This is a genomic window from Bradyrhizobium sp. USDA 376, from assembly GCF_054063675.1.
In genome coordinates this window covers 5,126,701-5,144,834 of record NZ_JBSSGN010000001.1, presented here as the reverse complement: position 1 = coordinate 5,144,834, position 18,134 = coordinate 5,126,701, and the positions used below count along the sequence as shown (strand labels likewise).

Sequence of the window (18,134 nt, the reverse complement as noted above, 5' to 3'; positions counted from 1 at the left end):
GCCTACTTTCGCAACTCCGACCGAGTAGGATTGGGCTTCCTCTATGAGCAATGACGACATCGACTGCGCTGGAAACGATCGTTCCGGCAGCAGCAATTCCATGCGCCAAATGATCGATCGCCGCGCGGTCCTTCAGGGCGCGGCCAGCCTGTCCGTGCTGGCACTCGGCGCGGGCGCAGCCAAGGCGCAGACCAGCACTCCGTCATTGACCAGCTTCTCGATCGCGGTGCTGCCCGACACGCAATTCTATTCGCGCTACGCGACGACCGACGAAAGCCAGCAGTTTCAGAAGGCCTATGGCTCGACGCCATACGACGCGCAGACCCAGTGGATCGCCGACAACGCCGCCAAATACGGCATCCGCTTCGTCATCCATCTGGGTGACGTGGTCGACCAGCAGAACAAGCCGAACCAGTGGATCATCGCCGACGCGGCGATGAAGAAGCTGGAAGATGCCAGGGTCCCCTATTCGATCCTTGCCGGCAACCACGACGTCGTCACCGATATCGACTACCATAACCCCTGGGATCAGAATTCGGGCACCGACGCCCAGCGCAGCCTCAACGCCGAGCCCTATCTGAAGTGGTTCCCGAGCAGCCGCGCGGCGCAGCAGTCCACGTTCCGCGATCGGGACAGCAGCGGCTTCCACGAATACCACATCTTCCAGGCGAACGGCGTGAAGTTCATGGTGCTCTCGCTGTCCTGGCGCATTTCGGACGGTGCCATCGCCTGGGCGCGCGATGTGATCGATCGCAACCCGACGCTGCCGGTGATTCTGTCCAACCACCAGCTGCTCAACATCGACAGCGACGGCCTGTCGCCGCTGGAGACCGACTACGGCAGGATGCTGTGGGAGAGGCTGATCCGCGACAAGGATCAGATCTTCATGACGCTGAACGGCCACTACCATGGCGCGGCGTATCTGACGAAGACGAACAATTTCGGCAATCCGGTCCACCAGATGGTGGTCGACTACCAGATGGACTATCAGGGCGGCAACGCCATGATGCGGCTCTATGAGGTAGACTTCACCAACAACAAGATCGACGTGATGTCGTTCTCGCCCTGGGTGGTGCAGAAGCCGAAGGCCACGCTCAACCAGTTCGATCACGCCGAGCTGACCGGGCCGAACAACAGCTTCTCGATTCCGATCAACTTCAAGAACCGCTTCGCCCGGTTCACGCGCTTCAGTCCGAGCAAGGTGCTGACTGGACCAGCGATCATTCCGACCGTGCGCGCCGACCTGCTCGCCGGTTATGTCGATCCGCCGACGCCGGAAGTCGTGCTGCCCGCGGATACCGAGGACTATCCGCACGTCGCCGATACCGTGGCACACTGGCGCACGCCCTCCTCGATCGTCGACGGCCAGGTCGTTCCGATCGGCGGCGTCCTGCCTGACGTCGCCGGCGGCAACAATCTGATGCGTGCGGCGCTGGTCGCATCCGCCCAGCTTGGCGACGTCGTGTGGACCACGGACAAGCACCGTCTGTCGTCCGCCGCGGGCAGCGTGGTGTTTCTCAACACCGACAACACGGTCGGTCGCCTCAACGCCTTCCTGACGGCGTCAAGCGCCTCGCTCAACGGCCGCAGCTTCTGGAACGGCTATACGGTCGAGGCCTTCGTGAAGATCCCGGCCGGCTGGACGGCAAACCTGCACAAATGGGGCAACATCCTCGGTCGCATGGGTAACCGCGGCAACCTTCCCGGCGGCTATCAGGGCGGCGATCCCGAGGCCTCGAGCGTCCTGTTCGCCATCTCGAACCTGCGCGAAGTGCAGTGGGAAGTGGTGCCGGCGTCCGTCTCGCGCTACGCGCAGACCAACTGGTCGGGCGAGATCATCCGCGACAGCTGGTATCATATCGCGATCGTGAACGACCCGGCGACCCTCACCACCACGCTGTACATCGACGGCGCGCCGGTGTTGCGCAATGTCGGCAATGCGGCGATCGGCATGCGCTCGCAGAGTACGCCTCAACCCTGGATCCTCGGTGCAGGCTGGTGGGATGGCGTGCTGGCCGACGGCTTCTTCGGTGCGGTCGGAGAGATCCGCATGGTCTACCGGCCGATCGGTCGCGACCAATGGCTGACCGCGCGGCGGACCTGACCTGACCGCGTCCAGGCGCCGACAAAGACAAGGTGGAGCTCGTTGCAACGGGCTCCACTTTTTTGCGCCGCATGTCCGACGCGATCGCGGTTGGCGCGTTGCTTGAGCACTGCCGCGTGATGGCTTGCACACACACTGTTGCAATCCGCACCCACGACGTGTCATTCACATAATACATAACATATCATTAAATATATGATATACAGCGATGCAATACGGGCGCTCTCGCAACTTATTGCCGTAGACCGGCGGATGATATCCGCGGCCGGCACAGTCTGAATGAAAGCGATCCTGAACTATGGCTGCTCCCGTTGTAAAAGTCGGCTCCGAATTCTCCGTCAACACCACTACGACCGGCAGCCAGGAGGCGCCGACCGTCACCGGGCTCGCCAATGGCGGCTTCGTGGTCACTTGGGATGACATCAGCGGAACGCTGGGCGATGCCAGCGGCACCGGCATCAAGGCGCAGATCTTTGCGGCCGACGGCAGCAAGGTCGGTTCGGAATTCCGCGTCAACACCGAGACCTCCGGCGACCAGCTCGCGCCCGTGATCACGGGCCTTTCCAACGGCGGCTTCGTCGTCACCTGGTTCGACAACAGCCAGACGCTCGGCGACGGCGAGGGCACCAGCATCAAGGCGCAGGTGTTTTCGGCCAACGGCACGCCGGTCGGGTCGGAAACCCTCGTCAACAGCTCGACGTCCTATTCGCAGTTCGCGCCGACCATCACCAGTCTTGCCAATGGCGGCTTCGCCATCACCTGGACCGACGACAGCGGCGAAGGCGGCGACGACGACGGCACCAGCATCAAGGCACAGCTGTTCGCGGCTGACGGCAGCAAGGTCGGCTCCGAATTCCTCGTCAACACCGAGACCGGCGGCAGCCAGGACAACGCGACCATCACGGGGCTCGCCAATGGCGGGTTTGTCGTGACCTGGGAAGATCTCAGCGGCACGCTCGGCGATGACGCTGCGACCAGCGTCAAGGCGCAGATCTTTGCGGCCGACGGCAGCAAGGTCGGCGGCGAATTCCTGGTCAACACCGCGACCGCCTCCGACCAGCTCAAGCCGACCATTTCGGCGCTGCCCAATGGTGGCTTCGTCGTGACCTGGTACGATTTCAGCCAGGCGGGCGGCGACAGCAGCGGCAGCGCCATCAAGGCGCAGATCTACGCGGCCGATGGCAGCAAGCTCGGCGGCGAATTCCGCGTCAACACCACGACGGCCAATTCCCAGTTCACCCCGACGGTGACCGCGCTCAGCAACGGTGATTTCGCCATCGCCTGGCAGGACTGGAGCGGCACGGGCGGGGACGCCAGCGGCAGCAGCATCAAGCTGCAGGTGTTCACGGCGGATGGTCGCAGGGTCGGGGAGGAATTGCTGGTCAACACCAGCACGACGTCCAATCAGCTGCATCCCTCGATCACAGCTTATGCCGACGGCCGCTTCGTCGTCACCTGGCAGGATGCCAACGGCAACGACGTCAAGGCGCAGGTGTTCTCGGTCGATACCGTGAAACCGGTGCCGGTCCTGTCGTCCGTGACTCCCACCAACGCGGGGATCGTGACGCTCGCTGGTTCGGTCGACGTAGACGCTGCAGGCCAGATCCTCACGGTACGCGACGGTACGTCGCAAAGCGCGGGCTGGAGCACCACAGCGACCGTCGACAGCAACGGCGGCTGGAGCGCCGGCTTGTCGTGGGACCGGTTCAACACCGCCATCGATCTTGTCGTCACGGACGCGGCCGGCAACACCGGCGTGTCGAACTACGTGTTCGGCAGCGCCAGCGGCCGGACTTTCGGCGCCGGCAGCCATCAGCACATCTACGGAACGGCGAACGGCTACGTTCTCGGGAGCGGCGCGGAGCAGCACATCTATGCAGGCGGAACGGTCGTCGATACGACCCTGAACGCCGGCAGCACGCAGATCAACTGGGGTACGGAGCGCGACACTGCCGTGGCCCAGGGCGCGTCCGACTACGTCTACGGCATCGCCACCGGTTCGACGATCGCCGGCCGGCAAGTGATCGGAGCCGGCGGCAGCGCCAGCACGACGCTGATCGTCGCGGGCGGCGAGCAGGACATCTACAGCGGCGGCACGGCGACCGGCACCACCGTCCAGGGCGGGCTGCAGGCCGTCTACGGCACGGCCGACCAGACGGTGATCGGCAGCGGCGGCGCGCAAATGGTCCAGGGCACGGCTTCGCACACCATTGTCAACGATGGCGGCGAGCAGCGCGTCTATGCGGGCGGAACGGCCATTGGTACGACACTGAACGCCGGCAGCATGCAGATCGACTGGGGCAACGCCAGCGGCACGACCATCAACGGCGGTGTTCAGTACGTCTGGGGCACGGCGAGCGACACCACGATCGCTTCGGGTGCGCAGCATGTCGGTGCCGGTGGCAGCGCCAACGGCACCATCATCGGTGCCGGCGGTCTCGAATATGTCCACACCGGCGGTACGCTGACCAACGTGACCTTCGGCGGGGCCTCGGCGAGGCTGGTGCTCGACGAATCGTCGGCCTTCAGCGGGACGATCGCCGGCTGGCAGGATGGCGTAGAGCTCGACCTCAGCGACATCGCCTTCGGCGAAACCACCTCGCTTGCCTATGCGGCAAACGCCGGGAACACAGGCGGCACACTGACGATCAGCGACGGGGCTCATACGGCCTCGCTGCAACTGCTCGGCCAATTCAGCGCCGCGGACTTCGCGCTCGCTTCGGACGGTCATGGCGGTTCGGTCGTTACCAATCCGCTGGATCAGCCCCAGAGCCTGCTTTCCATCTCGCACGCGGCGTAAGCCGAGATCCGGCAGACCGACGCAAACAAGGAAGGGGCCCGCCTCATCGGCGGACCCCTTTCGATTCTCGGCCGCTGCGCACTTTTCCGGATCAAGCCCTGTCTAGTCGGCCGGCAATGCGTCCAGGTGGCACGCCACCCACCGCTCGTCTCCGGCCGCCCGGAGCGTCGGCTCCTCGGTGCGGCAACGGTCGAACACGTACGGGCACCGGGTGTGGAAGCGGCAGCCCTTCGGCGGATTGATCGGGCTCGGCACGTCGCCGCCGAGGATGATCGGATTGCGCTGGGCACCGGGCTCGGGCAGCGGCACCGCCGAGAGCAGCGCCTTGGTGTAGGGATGCCTCGGCGCAGCGAAGATCTCGCGGCGCGGCGCCACCTCGACGATCTTGCCGAGATACATCACCGCAACGCGATGGGTCATGTGCTCGACGATGGCGAGGTCATGGCTGATGAACAACAGCGCCAGGCCGAATTTCTGCTGGAGGTCCTGGAGCAGATTGACGACCTGCGCCTTGACCGAGACGTCGAGCGCCGAGACCGCTTCGTCGCACACGATCAGCTCGGGCTCGGCCGCGAGCGCCCGCGCGATGCCGATGCGTTGGCGCTGGCCGCCTGAGAATTCGTGCGGCCGGCGGTTCAGAGCCTCGCGCGGCAGGCGCACGGTGTCCATCAGCTCCGTGACGCGAACCTCGAGATCCTCCTTGGATTTGGCAAGGCCGAAATTGCGGATCGGTTCGGCGAGAATGTCGCGCACGCGCATGCGCGGGTTGAGGCTGGAGAACGGATCCTGGAACACAACCTGCACGCGGCGGCGCATCTGGCGCATCGTGCTCGGATGCGCGTCGTCGATGCGCTGACCGTCGAGAATGACCTGGCCCGAGGTGATCTCGAACAGCCGCAGGATGGCGCGGCCGACCGTCGACTTGCCGCAGCCGGATTCGCCGACGAGCGACAAGGTTTCGCCGCGCGCGATCTCGAACGACACGCCGTCGACGGCATAGACGAATTCGGTTTGCCGCCCGAAGAGGCCCTTGTTGATCGGAAAATGCTTCTTGAGGTCGTTGACCTGGAGCAGCGGAGGACTCATGCCGCAATCGCTCCCTTGGCAGCGTAGTGACAGGCCGCGATGTGGCGCGGACCCTTCTCTTCCAGCCCCGGCGCATACTGGCGGCAGAGATCGGTCGCGAGCGCACAGCGTCCGGCGAAGACGCAGCCGGTGATCGGCTTGCGGAGATCCGGCACCTGCCCGGGAATCTCGGCGAGTCGCGTCGCAGTGCCCGCGAGCGAGGAGCCGAGCTTGGGCACCGCGCCGAGCAGGCCTTGCGTATAGGGGTGACGCGGCGAACGGAACAGCTCGGCGACCGGCGCTTCCTCGACCTTGCGGCCGGCGTACATGACCATGACGCGCTCGGCGATCTCGGCGACGACGCCGAGATCGTGGGTGATCAGGATGATCGCGGCGCCAACCCGGCGCTTGAGGTCCAGCATCAGCTTGAGGATCTGCGCCTGGATGGTCACGTCGAGCGCCGTGGTCGGCTCGTCCGCGATCAGCAGTTTTGGATTGCAGGCCAGCGCCACCGCGATCATGACGCGCTGGCGCATGCCGCCGGAGAGCTGGTGCGGATATTCGCGTACGCGCCGCTTCGGCTCGGGAATGCCGACCAGCGTCAGCATCTCGATCGCATGCGCCTCGGCGGCCTGCTTGTCGAGGCCCTGGTGGATCATCAACGTCTCGCGGATCTGGCGGCCCACGGTCAGAACCGGATTGAGGCTCGTCATCGGTTCCTGGAAGATCATCGAGATGTCGTTGCCGCGGATCGCGCGCATCTCGCGGTCGGACAGCTTCAGGAGATCCTTGCCGGCAAAGCGGATGCTGCCTGCGATCCTGCCGGGCGGCTCCGGGACCAGCCGCATCAGCGACATCGAGGTCACCGACTTGCCGCAGCCGGATTCGCCGACGATGGCGAGCGTCTCGCCTTCGTTGACATGGAAGGACACCCCGTCGACCGCGCGGTTGATGCCGCCGGGCGTGCGGAAATGGGTCTGGAGGTTCTCGACTTCGAGCAGCGCCATCGCGATCAGCCTCTCGACATCACAGGCTCTTGGCCATGCGCGGATCGAGCGCATCGCGAAGGCCGTCGCCGAGCAGGTTCACGGCGAGCACGGTGACGGACAGGAAGGCCGCCGGGAAGAACACGATATAGGGCTTGACCTGCCACAGCGCGCGGCCCTCGGCCATGATGTTGCCCCAGGACGGAATGGTCGGCGGCGTTCCGGCGCCGATGAAGGACAGGATCGCCTCCGTGATCATGGCGCTGGCGCAGATATAAGTCGCCTGCACCAGCATCGGCGCGAGCGTGTTGGGCAGGATGTGGCGCAGGATGATCATCGGCGTGCGCGTGCCGCAGGCGACCGCCGCGTCGACATAGGGCTGCTCGCGCAGCGACAGCACGACGCTGCGCACGAGGCGCGAGACGCGCGGGATCTCGGCGATGGTGATCGCCAGGATGACGTTGCCGACGCTGCCACGCGTCAAGGCCATCAGCGCGATCGCCAGCAGGATCGGCGGGATCGACATCAGGCCGTCCATGAAGCGCATCAAAATGCCGTCGGCCCAGCGGACGAAACCAGAGACCATGCCGATGGCGAGTCCCGCTGCGGAGGCGAAGATCGCAACCGACAGGCCGACCGTAAGCGAGACCCGGGCACCAAAGAGCACGCGCGAATAGACGTCGCGGCCGAGCACGTCGGTGCCGAACCAGAAATCGGCCGACGGCGCCCGCGTCCGCTTGGCGGGCGCAAGCGCGGTCGGATCGACGGTGCCGAGATAAGGCGCGAAGATCGCGATCAGCACCAGGGTCAGCAGCAGCGCGCCGCCGATCGCGACCGTCGGATGGCCGCGCAACAGGCCGATGAAGCCGCGCCGGATCTTGACCGGCCGGAGGATGTCCGGCAGTTGCGGCGCAAGGACGAGGCCGGCGGGAAGCGATTGCGGGTTGACGGTGGTGTCGGTCAATAGCGGATCCTCGGGTCAACGAGCGTGTAGGTGACGTCGATCATCAGATTGACGAGGACGTAGACGAAGCTGAACAGCAGCACGATGCCCTGGATGACGGGATAGTCGCGGCGCAGGATCGCATCGATCGTGAGCCGGCCGAGGCCGGGAATCGCGAACACGCTTTCAGTGACGACCGCGCCGCCGATCAGCAGCGCAATGCCGATCCCGATCACGGTCACGATCGGCACCGCGGCGTTCTTCAGCGCATGAATGAACAGGATGCCGCCCTGCCCCAGGCCTTTGGCCTTGGCGGTACGGATATAGTCCTGCTGCAAGACTTCGAGCATGGCGGCGCGGGTGATGCGCGCGACCAGCGCGATGTAGACGCAGCCGAGCGCGATCGCCGGCAGGATCAGGTTTTCCAGCCACGGCCAGAAGCCTTGTGTGAGCGGCGTATAGCCCTGCACCGGAAGCCATTCGAGCTCCAGCGCGAAGATGTAGGCGAGCATGTAGCCGACCACGAAGACGGGCAGCGAGAAGCCGAACACCGCAAAGCCCATGATGACGCGGTCGATCAGGCTGCCGGCCTTCCACGCCGCCACCACGCCGAGCGGCACCGCCACCACGATCGTGAGCAGAAGCGTGACGATCATCAGCGACAGCGTCGGTCCGAGACGCTGCCCGATCATCGCCGAGACCGGCAGATTGGTGAAGATCGAGGTGCCGAGATCGCCATGCAGGATGCGCCAGACCCAGCTTCCGAACTGGACCAGGAAGGGCCGGTCGAGGCCGAGGCTCTGGCGGATGCGTTCCACATCCTCCGGGCTTGCCTGATCGCCCGCGATCACCACGGCCGGATCACCGGGCGCGATGTAAAGCAGGCTGAACACGAACAGCGCGACGATTGCCATGACCGGCAAGGTCGCGACGATGCGACGGAGGATGTAGGAGAGCATCTGGCCTCAACGCACGATCATGCGGACTTCGACACGCCCCAGAACAAGGGCAACGGTCCCTTGGTCACGCCGGAGACGTTCTTGCGCCACGCGGTGTAGCTCAGGAAGAAGCCGGTCGGAGCGTAGACGACGTCATCGATCGCCGCCTTGTTGAGACGACCGATGGCGGCCTTCTCCTCGTCGAGGTTCTTGGCCTCGAACCACGACGAGACCTCCTTTTCGGTGCCTGCGCTGGTCGGCCAGCCGAACCAGGCCTTGTCGCCATTCGCGCGAATGGCGGTGTAGGGAGCCGGATTGACGCAATCCGCGCCTGCGTGCCAGGTATGGAACATGTTCCAGCCGCCTTGTCCGGGCGGTGTCTTCTGCGCGCGGCGGGAGCCGACCGTGCCCCAATCGGTCGCCACGAAGTCGACATTCATGCCGAGCTTCTTGAGGAGGTCGGCGGTCACGTCGCCCATCGCCTTGGTGATCGGCTGGTCCTGCGCGACGAGACACGTCACCGGCTGGCCGGAATAGCCGCTCTCGGCGAGCAGCTTCTTGGCGGCGTCCAGATCGCGCTTGCCCTTCAGAATCTCGCCACCCACTTCGGTGTAGAGCGGCGTATCCGGCGTGAAGTAACCGGGCAGCGGCTTCCACAGCGAATTGTCGTCGCCGACGATCGCGCGCATGTAGTCTTCCTGGCTGAGCGCCATCAGCACCGCACGCCGCGCCTTGGCGTCGTTGAACGGCGGATAGAGGAAGTTCATGCGGAAGGAGCCGATATTGCCGAGAGGATCGCCGATATCGACGCTGATGTTCTTGTTCTTCTTCAGGACCGGAACGAGATCGGCGATCGGATTCTCCCACCAGTCGATCTCGCCGTTCTGCAACGCGGCCGCGGCTGTTGCCGGATCCGGCATGATCACCCACTCGACGCGATCGACCATCACCTGCTTGCCGCCGGCCAGCCAGGACGGCTTCTCCTGCCGCGGCGAATAATCCGCGAACTTCTCGAACACGGCTTTGGCGCCGGGGACCCACTCGCTCTTGGCGAACTTCAACGGACCGGAGCCGACATATTCAGAAATCTGCTTGAACGGATCGGTCTGCGCGATGCGCTCGGGCATGATGAAGGCGCATGGCGAATTGTTCTTGCCCAGCGCGTAGAGCATTTTCGGGAAAGGCTGCTTCAGCACCCATTTGAAGGTGCGGTCGTCGACGGCCGTCAGCTCCTGCTGGAGCGCCTTGATCATCAGGCCCATCGGATCGCGCGCCGACCAGCGCGCAAGGCTTGCGACGACGTCCTTGCTCCGCACCGGCTCGCCGTCGTGGAATTTGAGACCCGGGCGCAGCTTGAACGTCCAGGTCGTGCCGTCATCCGTCACTTCCTCGGACTCGACCATCTGCCGCTGCGGCTGGAACGAGGAGTCGATGCCGTAGAGCGTGTCCCAGACCATCGCGGCCGCATTACGCACGACATATTGCGTGCCCCAGATCGGGTCGAAATTGGCGAGATTGGCCTGCGGCACGAATCGCAGGGTGCGCGCAGCGGCGCCCTGGGCGATCGCCGGGGCCGAGAGGCCGCCCGTCAATGCCAGACCGCCTGCGCCAGCCAGTCCCTTCAATACCGTCCTGCGATCCATGAAGTCCTCCCAGTAATGCCGTGATGTCGGCCAATCGTTGGCCAAAGGCAGGTGAAACCGAAGTCCATTGGCAAGCAAATGGTATGCCAGTAAATGGGCCTTCGCCAGCGGGATCTCATCGACTTTTTGGCTGGCCCACGTTGACTTGCACGGCCTTAAAGAGCAGCCGCGAGCACCTCGCCGGTCTCGATATGCGGGATCGCCTCGACCAGCTTGCGGGTGTAGTCGGTCTTCGGATTGTCGAACAGCGCCCGGCTCTCCCCCTGCTCCACGATGCCACCATTGCGCAGCACGATGGTGCGGTCGCACAGCATGCGCACCACGTTGAGATCGTGGCTGACGAACAGCAGCGCGATGTCGTTCTCGCGCCTGAGGCGATCGAGCAGCTGCAGCACAACCGCTTGTACCGAGACGTCGAGCGCAGCGGTCGGCTCGTCCAGCACGAGCAGCCGCGGCCGGCAGGCGATGGCGCGGGCAATGCCGACGCGGGCCTTCTGGCCGCCGGAGAGCTGATGCGGAAAACGCGGCAAGAGATCGAGCGGCAGCCCGACCCGCTCGGCGCATTCTTCGACCCGTTGCCGCAACGCATCGCCCGCCCGCATGCCGTCGAGCCGCATCAGGGGATGCGCGATGCAGTCGAAGGCGGTGAAGCGCGGGTTGAGGCTCTCGTTCGGGTCCTGGAACACCATCTGAATGTCTTTGCGAAAGCGCGAACGGTGAAAGTCGCGCGAGGCGACATGGCCGATCGACTGCCCGTCGAACACGATGTCGCCTTCGCTGGGATCGATCAGGCGGCAGATCATGCGCGAGGTCGTGCTCTTGCCGGAGCCGGATTCGCCGACGAGACCGACACTCTCGCCGCCCGCCATCGTCATCGAGAAGTCGGCGACCGCGGCAGAGCCCTGGTCGAAACGTTTTGCCAGTTTGCGCACCTCCAGCAGCGGCGGCGTCCCGTGTGCGGGTTCCTGCCTGGGCTTGCTGACGACAGTCGCGTAACGCTCCCGCTCCTCCTCGGTCACGAGATCATCGATCCGCGATGTCGCCGTCGGTGATGCCGCGACGAGGCGCTTCGTATAGGCGTGCTGCGGCGCGCTGAAGAGAGTCTTGGGGCTCGCCTCCTCCACGATGCGGCCACGCTCCATCACCGCGATACGGCGGCAATAACGTGCCGCGAGGCCGAGGTCGTGCGTGATCAGGATTGTCGCCATGCCGCGCGCGGCTGCGATGTCCGCGAGCAGGTCCATCACCACCTTCTGCGTGGTGACGTCGAGGCCGGTGGTCGGCTCGTCCGCGATCAGGAGCGCGGGATTGCAGGAGATCGCGATCGCGATCATGACGCGCTGGCACATGCCGCCCGAGAGCTCGTGCGGATAGGCATTCATCCGCGCCTCGGGATCGCGGATCTGGACCGCGCGCAGCAGGTCCAGCGCCTCGGCGCGCGCCGCGTCCTTGGAGATCCGCTTGTGGGTGAGGATCGCGTCCGCGATCTGCAGACCGATCGCGCGGATCGGATTGAGCGCCGCCCGCGGATTCTGGAAGATCATCGACATCGCGGCGCCCTGGAGATGACGGAGGTCGTCGCCCCGGAGCTTCGTCACGTCCTGCCCGCGAAACAGGATTTTTCCGCCGGTGACGCGGCCGGCGGCATCGAGCAGCCGCGTCGTCGCAAAGCCGGTCACCGACTTGCCCGAACCGCTCTCGCCGACAAGGCCGAGCATCTCGCCGGCCCCGACGTTGAGCGAAACGCCGCGCACGGCCTCGACCATGCCGCGCCGCGTCGAGAACGAGACGTGGAGGTCCTCGATCCTGAGCAGTTCCTCGCTCATGTGCGCATGCGGGGATCGAGAATATCCCGCATCCCGTCCCCGAGAAGATTGAAGCACAGCACGGCCATCATCAGCGCGAGGCCCGGAAACGCCACCAGCCACCACCGCCCCGTGGAGATGAAGCGCGCGCCCTCCGCAACCATGATGCCCCATTCCGGCGTCGGCGGCTTGACGCCGAGGCCGATGAAGGACAGGCCGGCAGCATTCAATATGGCCCAGCCGAGATTGAGCGAGATCTGCACCGCCATCGCCGGCAGGATGTTCGGCAACAGGAAGCGCAGCACCACCGAGAAATGGCTCTCGCCGCAGGCGCGCGCGGCCTCGACCCAGCCGACATTGCGCCGGACGTTCACCTCGGCGCGCGCGAAGCGGATGTAGAAGGGAAGATTGATGATCGCGGTTGCGATCACGATGTTCTCGATCCGGTTGCCGAGCGCCGCGACCATCGCCATCGCCAACACGAACAGCGGAAAGGCCATCATCACGTCGACGAAGCGGCCGACCGCGCGATCGAGCTTGCCGCCGGCATAGCCGCAGAACGAACCGACCACGGCGCCGATCACGAAGGAGATGCCGACCGCCGAGACCGCAATCGCAAGATCCAGCCGCGCGGCAATGATGAGACGGCTGAACACGTCGCGCCCGAGCTGGTCGGTGCCGGCGAGATGCGCCGCGCTCGGCGGCAAAAGAGCCTCCGAGACATTGGAGACCACGGGATCATAGGGCACGATCCAGGGGCCGAAGATCGCGACGAGGACAAACAGGAGAACGCCGGTCGCGGCGACCGCGGTGAGCGGATTGCCGCGCAAAATCCAGACAGAATGGCGAAGGGTTGCGCTGGTCATTCGATCGACACCCTGGGATCGGCGATGCCGTAGCAGATGTCGACCACGAGATTGACCAGCACGAACAGGCTCGCCATCAGCAGCACGAAACCCTGCACCGGCGCGTAGTCGGACGACAGCAGCGCATCGAGCGCGTAGGAGGCAACGCCGGGCCAGGAGAACACCTTCTCCACCAGAACGTTAGCGCCCAGCATGGTCGAGAACACGATGCCGGCGATGGTGATGACGGGCAGGATCGCATTCCTCAGCGCGTAGGTGACGACCACCTTGCGCCAGGACAATCCGACCGAGCGCGCGGTGCGCACGAAATCGCTGCCGAGCGAGACCAGCATCGAGGCCCGCGTGATCCGCGCCAGCGGTGCGATCACGAACAGCGCCATACTGACCGCCGGCAGGATCAATTGCCTGCAGGCCGCCCACCAGCCCTCGAAGTCACCGGCAAGCAGGAAATCGATGGAGAGAAAGCCGGTGCGTTGCGGCGGCAGCGAGGTGAAGACGTCGATCCGCCCCGTGGGATCAGGTGCAAGCCCAAGCAGATAGTAGAAGACGTAGATCAAGAGCAGGCCCGAGACGAAGGTCGGGACGCAGACACCGAGCGCGCAGAACAGCCGCACGCCGTGATCGATGATCGATCCCGGCCGCAGCGCCGCGATGACGCCGAGCGGTACCGCCGCGATCAGCGCGATCAGGAGCGCGGTGAAAGTGAGTTCGAGCGAGGCCGGCAGCCGCTCGCGCAGATCCTTCAGCACCGGCTGCCCGGTCATCATGGAGCGGCCGAGATTGCCGTGACCGATGTCGGAGAGATAGAACACGAGCTGCTCCGGCACCGATTTGTCGAGCCCCATCTGCTTGCGGATCAGCTCGATCTCCTCCTTGCCCGCATTGGGCCCGGAGGCAAAGAACACCGCGGGATCCCCGGGCAGGACGCGCATCAGCAGGAAGGTGAAGACCAGCACACCGAACAGCGCCGGCAGCGACGACAGAAGCCGCCTGCCCGCCCGCACCATCGTTGCGCCAAGACCGGTCGTCACCTTTTAGAGCCTCCTTCGCTTTCCGATATCACTTGCGGCTGACGTCGCGATAGTCGACCTGGCGATGGAACTCGTAAGTGTAGCCTTCGACCGACGGCGCCATGACGGCATCCTGGTTCGGCTGCCACAGCATGATCTGCGGCATCAGATCGAAATGCATCGCGTTGAGCTTGCGGCCCGCTTCCTCATACTTGGCCTTATCCGGCTCGAAGCGGGCTTCCTGCGCGATCGCGGCGAGATCCGGGTTGTTGATCGAGCTGTAGTTCCAGCGCTGATTGCCGGTGTAGAAGTTGCGGTAGAAGTAATCGGTCGAGGGCAGCCAGGCGACGATGCCTTCGGTGTAGAAGGGAAGCTTCTTCTCGTTGATCTGCGTCGACATCTGCGCGTCCGGCAGCTTCTGGATGTCGACCTTGATCCCGATCTTGCCGAGCGACTCCTTCACGAGAGCCGCCATCGGCTCCGCGGTCGCGGCCTGGCCGACGTTGAAGCTGAAGGTGGTCGAGAAGCCTTCGGGCAGACCGGCAGCCTTGAGATATTCCCTGGCCTTGTCGAGATCGAGCTTCACCGGCTGCTGGAACGGATAGATGCCGTTCAGTGGCTTGCCATCCGGCCAGCTCGCGCCGAACAGCGGCGAACCGCGGCCGAACAGAGCGGCCTTGAACATGTCGTCATAAGGCAGCGCGTAAGCGATGGCGCGGCGGACGTTGACATTGTCGAACGGCGGCATCTGGTTGTTCATCGAGACATAGGTGATCGCATTGTATTGCGGCGTCGAGACCACCTTGAGCTTGCCCTTGGCCTCCAGCGACTGCACGTCGCTGGCCTGGAGATCGAGCACGAGATCGGCATCGCCGCGCTCGACAAGGTTGGCGCGGGTCGCGGGCTCCGGCACCGATTGCACGATCACGCGCTTGAAGAAAGCCGGCTTGTTGGCCGAGCCGCGGTTCCAGCTCTCGTCGCGCTTGAGGATGACCTGCTCGCCGGGCTTGAAGCTCTCGACCACATAGGCGCCGCTGCCGGCGGTGTGCTCCTTGAGCCAGGCCGTGGCCCAGGGATCGTCAGCCGTCGCATGCTCTTTTGCCACTTTCGAGTTGATGATCATCGGGTAGACGGTGGCAAGATTGGGCAGCGCGAGCTTGTCGGGCTTGGGCAGCGTCACCTCGATGGTGAGGGGATCAATGACCTTGAACTGGTCGGCCGACGTCAGCGAGCCCGTCAGCAGCTGCGCCTTGCCGAGGATCGGCGCGGTGACGCAGCGGTCGAGCGACCATTTCACATCCTCGGCGGTGACAGGCGAGCCGTCCTGGAACTTTGCATCCTTGCGCAGGCGGAAGGTGAGCTTCAGGCCGTCGGGACTGACCTCGTAGGATTCGGCGAGCTCGCCGGTGATGGTGTCGAGATCGAACACCCACTTGCCATTGAGCTGCTTGCGGCCGAACGCGACCAGCCGGTCATAGGTGCTCATGCTCAATGCGAAGGACTCGCGGGTCGAGCCGGGAATGTTTGGATCGAGCGTGTTGACGGATGCACCCGTCACATAGCGCAAGGTCTCCGCCCTGGTCTGCGCTTGTGACGGCGCGGTGGCGATGAGCAACAACGCAGCGGTAGCGAGGACGCAGGTCGCCGGCCTGAAAGACACAAAACGCATTCTTTTTTTCCTTGAATTTCGAGCAAGAAACGCCAGCAAGGCAGGTTAAGAAAGAAGCAAGTTGCGCGCCAGTCTCATGGGGCGTTTTTGGGGACGCATCGTCGCGGCGGCGCATGGATGATCACAGCATTTCCCCCATTTTTCGCGCCGGCCGCGTGACCACGGCCTGCGGCACGTCATAGGCGCTGAGCGAGGCCCAGTGACGCGCGATATCGGTGCGGAACAGGCCGCGCGTCAGGCCGTGGACCAGCTTTGGAACGGCGGTCGTCATCGCATTGATCGACGATCCCGACGGACCAAAGCTCATGGTGGAGGCGATGGCGAAGAGATGGATGTCGGAGATCCACGGCGTCTTTCCCGGCACGCGTTCGGTGAAGGCGTAGTCGTCGGCGAGATAGGGAAAGCGGCCGAGCCGTTCGTTGCGCTCGTTTTCCGGCGGACGATAGCGATCGGCCCAGGTCGCGATGTTGCCGGCGAATTTGGCGAGCTCGCCACGCCCGGCAAAGTTCATGTCGATGCCGGTGCCGCAGATGACGAAGTCCGCCGTGACGCTGCTGCGCGGCGTCTGCAATTCGATGCCTTTGCCGGTCTCGCGCGCGGCCTCGACCGGCGCGCCCTCGTGCAGCGTGAAATTGGCGTGACGTGCGCAGCGGTCATAGGTCGGTTGCGGAAATCCTTCCCGCATCTCGAGGATCTTGCGCATGAAGCGCCAGCGCCAGGCATCGTCGAGATCGCTGAGATGGCGCAGGAAGCCACGGAAGGTCAGCCAACGATAGGGCTGGATCACCTGGATTTGCGCGCGGCGGCACAGCAGATGCACTTCGGCGGCGCCCGCCTCCAAAGCCGTCGCGGCATTGTCGAAGGCCGATGCGCCCGCGCCGATCACAGCGACGCGCTTGCCGCGAAGCCCTTCGAAATCGATATCGTCGGCGACGGTCGCGACCGAACCCACCGGCAGATGCGCTAGCTGCGCCGGGATCATCCAGTCGCCCATGCCCTCCTGCCCTGTCGCCAGCACGATCTTGCGGGCGTACAGCGTCGCGACCTCTCCTGCCCGTTTTACGCGCGCGGCGAGTAGGCCATCGGCCGCAGGCGCGATCTCCACGAGCTCACTGCCATTGCGCACTGGCAAGCCGATCGTGCGCCGCAGCCAGAGCAGGTACTCCGCCCAATGCTCCCTCAGGATCAGGCTCAGCGTCTGCCAGCTCTCCTTGCCGAAGCGCGCTTCGTGCCAGGATTGGTAGGTCAGGCTGGGGATATCGAGGTCCGGGCCAGTGTAGTCCTTCGGGCTGCGCAGCGTCGGCATGCGGGCATAGGTGAGCCACGGGCCCTCCTTCCCCTCCTCGGCTTTGTCGAGCAGCAAGATGTTGCTGACGCGGGAGCGCATCAGGCCGAAGCCGATGGCGATGCCGGACTGGCCTGCGCCGATAATGAGCACATCCAGCGCCGGCTTGCCGTCGGGCCCCGTTTTCGGTTCGAGCCAGGCGGCGCCGGGATGCGCGATCATCGCAAGATCAGCGCGAATATGGGCTTCGAGCCGGGTGAGCGCCTCACTCATGCCGCGAGCCAGCCTCCGTCGACCACCATCACGGTGCCGGTCGTGAAGGACGACGCATCGCTGGCGAGATGCAGCGCGGTCTGCGCGATCTCTTCCGCCGCGCCGAACCGCTTCATGGCGTGACGGCTGCGCGAGGCTTCGCGCACCTCGTCCGGATTGGCGTGGCGGGCAAAGCTGCGGCGAAGCATCGGCGTGTCGATCGCGCCCGGCGCAATCGCATTGACGCGGATGCCGTCGGTGGCGAAATCCACCGCCATCGTCCGCGTCAAGCTGACGATCGCGCCCTTGGCAGCGATATAGGCGCTGTTGCCCTTGCCACCGGCGATCGCGAGCTGCGAAGCGAGCGTGATGATCGAGCCGGTCTTCTGCCGCTGCATGTGAGGTACGGCTGCCCGCGCCCACAGCCAGGTGCCGCCGACATTGGCGCGAAACACCGCGTCCCAGTCGTCCAGGCTCGTCGTCAGCACCGTGCCGCCGCAGGAGAAGCCGGCCGCCGTCATCAGGATGTCGAGCCGGCCGTGCCGCGCGACGATATCGCTAACAACGGCTTCAGCGAATGCGGCATCGCCGACGTCGCCGACATGCGTCGTTGCCGCACCGACCAGGCTCAGTGTTTCCTCAAGGCCAGCAGCATCGCGATCGACCAGAGCAAGACGCGCGCCCTCTTCCGCGAACAGCTTTGCGCTGGCGCGGCCGATGCCCGAGCCCGCTCCGGTGATGATGGCTGTGCGCCCCTGCAGCCGCATG

At 64.9% G+C, this 18,134-nt stretch carries 13 protein-coding genes; 2 read left to right on the top strand and 11 right to left on the bottom strand.

The window, feature by feature from the left end; all coding sequences use genetic code 11:
- Nucleotides 1-100: 100 nt before the first annotated feature.
- Nucleotides 101-2,104 carry a LamG-like jellyroll fold domain-containing protein gene (locus tag ACVJ19_RS23970; protein ID WP_453951549.1) on the top strand — a complete coding sequence of 668 codons (2,004 nt, stop codon included), beginning with the start codon at nt 101-103 and terminating at the stop codon, nt 2,102-2,104.
- Between the two features lie 298 nt (nt 2,105-2,402).
- Nucleotides 2,403-4,904 carry a hypothetical protein gene (locus tag ACVJ19_RS23965; protein WP_453951548.1) on the top strand — a complete coding sequence of 834 codons (2,502 nt, stop codon included), beginning with the start codon at nt 2,403-2,405 and terminating at the stop codon, nt 4,902-4,904.
- Nucleotides 4,905-5,006: 102 nt separating this feature from the next.
- Here the strand turns inward: ACVJ19_RS23965 and ACVJ19_RS23960 are convergent, their stop codons facing one another.
- The 11 genes from ACVJ19_RS23960 to ACVJ19_RS23910 form a co-directional block, all read right to left on the bottom strand.
- Nucleotides 5,007-5,990 (bottom strand): ABC transporter ATP-binding protein, encoded by a 984-nt coding sequence (locus ACVJ19_RS23960; protein ID WP_453951546.1) that lies wholly within the window; start codon nt 5,988-5,990, stop codon nt 5,007-5,009.
- Complete coding sequence (locus ACVJ19_RS23955) at nt 5,987-6,976, bottom strand: ABC transporter ATP-binding protein (RefSeq protein WP_026312732.1); 990 nt, start codon at nt 6,974-6,976, stop codon at nt 5,987-5,989. The genes ACVJ19_RS23960 and ACVJ19_RS23955 overlap by 4 nt, the downstream gene beginning before the upstream one ends.
- A 19-nt stretch (nt 6,977-6,995) precedes the next feature.
- The gene (locus ACVJ19_RS23950; RefSeq protein WP_453951543.1) at nt 6,996-7,919 is read right to left on the bottom strand and encodes an ABC transporter permease; all 924 of its coding nucleotides are present in this window, start codon (nt 7,917-7,919) and stop codon (nt 6,996-6,998) included.
- A complete protein-coding gene (locus ACVJ19_RS23945; RefSeq protein WP_211400951.1) occupies nt 7,916-8,857 on the bottom strand; it encodes an ABC transporter permease in 942 nt (313 codons plus the stop codon). Before ACVJ19_RS23945 ends, ACVJ19_RS23950 begins: the two co-directional genes overlap by 4 nt.
- Before the next feature lie 17 nt (nt 8,858-8,874).
- On the bottom strand, nt 8,875-10,479 hold the full coding sequence (locus tag ACVJ19_RS23940; protein ID WP_453951541.1) for an ABC transporter substrate-binding protein: 1,605 nt from the start codon (nt 10,477-10,479) through the stop codon (nt 8,875-8,877).
- Between the two features lie 155 nt (nt 10,480-10,634).
- Entirely contained in the window at nt 10,635-12,305 is a 1,671-nt protein-coding gene (gene nikE / locus ACVJ19_RS23935) for a nickel ABC transporter ATP-binding protein NikE (protein WP_453951539.1), read from the bottom strand.
- Complete coding sequence (locus ACVJ19_RS23930; RefSeq protein ID WP_453951538.1) at nt 12,302-13,150, bottom strand: ABC transporter permease; 849 nt, start codon at nt 13,148-13,150, stop codon at nt 12,302-12,304. The genes nikE and ACVJ19_RS23930 overlap by 4 nt, the downstream gene beginning before the upstream one ends.
- Nucleotides 13,147-14,181, bottom strand: coding sequence for an ABC transporter permease (locus ACVJ19_RS23925; protein WP_453951537.1), 1,035 nt, complete (start codon nt 14,179-14,181; stop codon nt 13,147-13,149). Before ACVJ19_RS23925 ends, ACVJ19_RS23930 begins: the two co-directional genes overlap by 4 nt.
- A gap of 28 nt (nt 14,182-14,209) precedes the next feature.
- Nucleotides 14,210-15,829: an ABC transporter substrate-binding protein gene (locus ACVJ19_RS23920; protein WP_453951535.1), complete on the bottom strand. Its 1,620-nt coding sequence runs from the start codon at nt 15,827-15,829 to the stop codon at nt 14,210-14,212.
- Between the two features lie 121 nt (nt 15,830-15,950).
- Nucleotides 15,951-17,387 (bottom strand): NAD(P)-binding domain-containing protein, encoded by a 1,437-nt coding sequence (locus ACVJ19_RS23915; RefSeq protein ID WP_453951533.1) that lies wholly within the window; start codon nt 17,385-17,387, stop codon nt 15,951-15,953.
- On the bottom strand, nt 17,384-18,133 hold the full coding sequence (locus tag ACVJ19_RS23910) for an SDR family oxidoreductase (RefSeq protein WP_453951531.1): 750 nt from the start codon (nt 18,131-18,133) through the stop codon (nt 17,384-17,386). Before ACVJ19_RS23910 ends, ACVJ19_RS23915 begins: the two co-directional genes overlap by 4 nt.
- Between the last annotated feature and the right edge of the window lies 1 nt (nt 18,134).

Bases quoted from the DNA above. Each gene is read 5' to 3' on its own strand.
- ACVJ19_RS23960 (WP_453951546.1), bottom strand. From the start codon at position 5,990: ATGAGTCCTCCGCTGCTCCAGGTCAACGACCTCAAGAAGCATTTTCCG.
- ACVJ19_RS23930 (WP_453951538.1), bottom strand. From the start codon at position 13,150: ATGACCAGCGCAACCCTTCGCCATTCTGTCTGGATTTTGCGCGGCAAT.
- nikE (WP_453951539.1), bottom strand. From the start codon at position 12,305: ATGAGCGAGGAACTGCTCAGGATCGAGGACCTCCACGTCTCGTTCTCG.
- ACVJ19_RS23915 (WP_453951533.1), bottom strand. From the start codon at position 17,387: ATGAGTGAGGCGCTCACCCGGCTCGAAGCCCATATTCGCGCTGATCTT.
- ACVJ19_RS23945 (WP_211400951.1), bottom strand. From the start codon at position 8,857: ATGCTCTCCTACATCCTCCGTCGCATCGTCGCGACCTTGCCGGTCATG.
- ACVJ19_RS23910 (WP_453951531.1), bottom strand. From the start codon at position 18,133: ATGCGGCTGCAGGGGCGCACAGCCATCATCACCGGAGCGGGCTCGGGC.
- ACVJ19_RS23920 (WP_453951535.1), bottom strand. From the start codon at position 15,829: ATGCGTTTTGTGTCTTTCAGGCCGGCGACCTGCGTCCTCGCTACCGCT.
- ACVJ19_RS23955 (WP_026312732.1), bottom strand. From the start codon at position 6,976: ATGGCGCTGCTCGAAGTCGAGAACCTCCAGACCCATTTCCGCACGCCC.
- ACVJ19_RS23940 (WP_453951541.1), bottom strand. From the start codon at position 10,479: ATGGATCGCAGGACGGTATTGAAGGGACTGGCTGGCGCAGGCGGTCTG.
- ACVJ19_RS23965 (WP_453951548.1), top strand. From the start codon at position 2,403: ATGGCTGCTCCCGTTGTAAAAGTCGGCTCCGAATTCTCCGTCAACACC.
- ACVJ19_RS23970 (WP_453951549.1), top strand. From the start codon at position 101: ATGCGCCAAATGATCGATCGCCGCGCGGTCCTTCAGGGCGCGGCCAGC.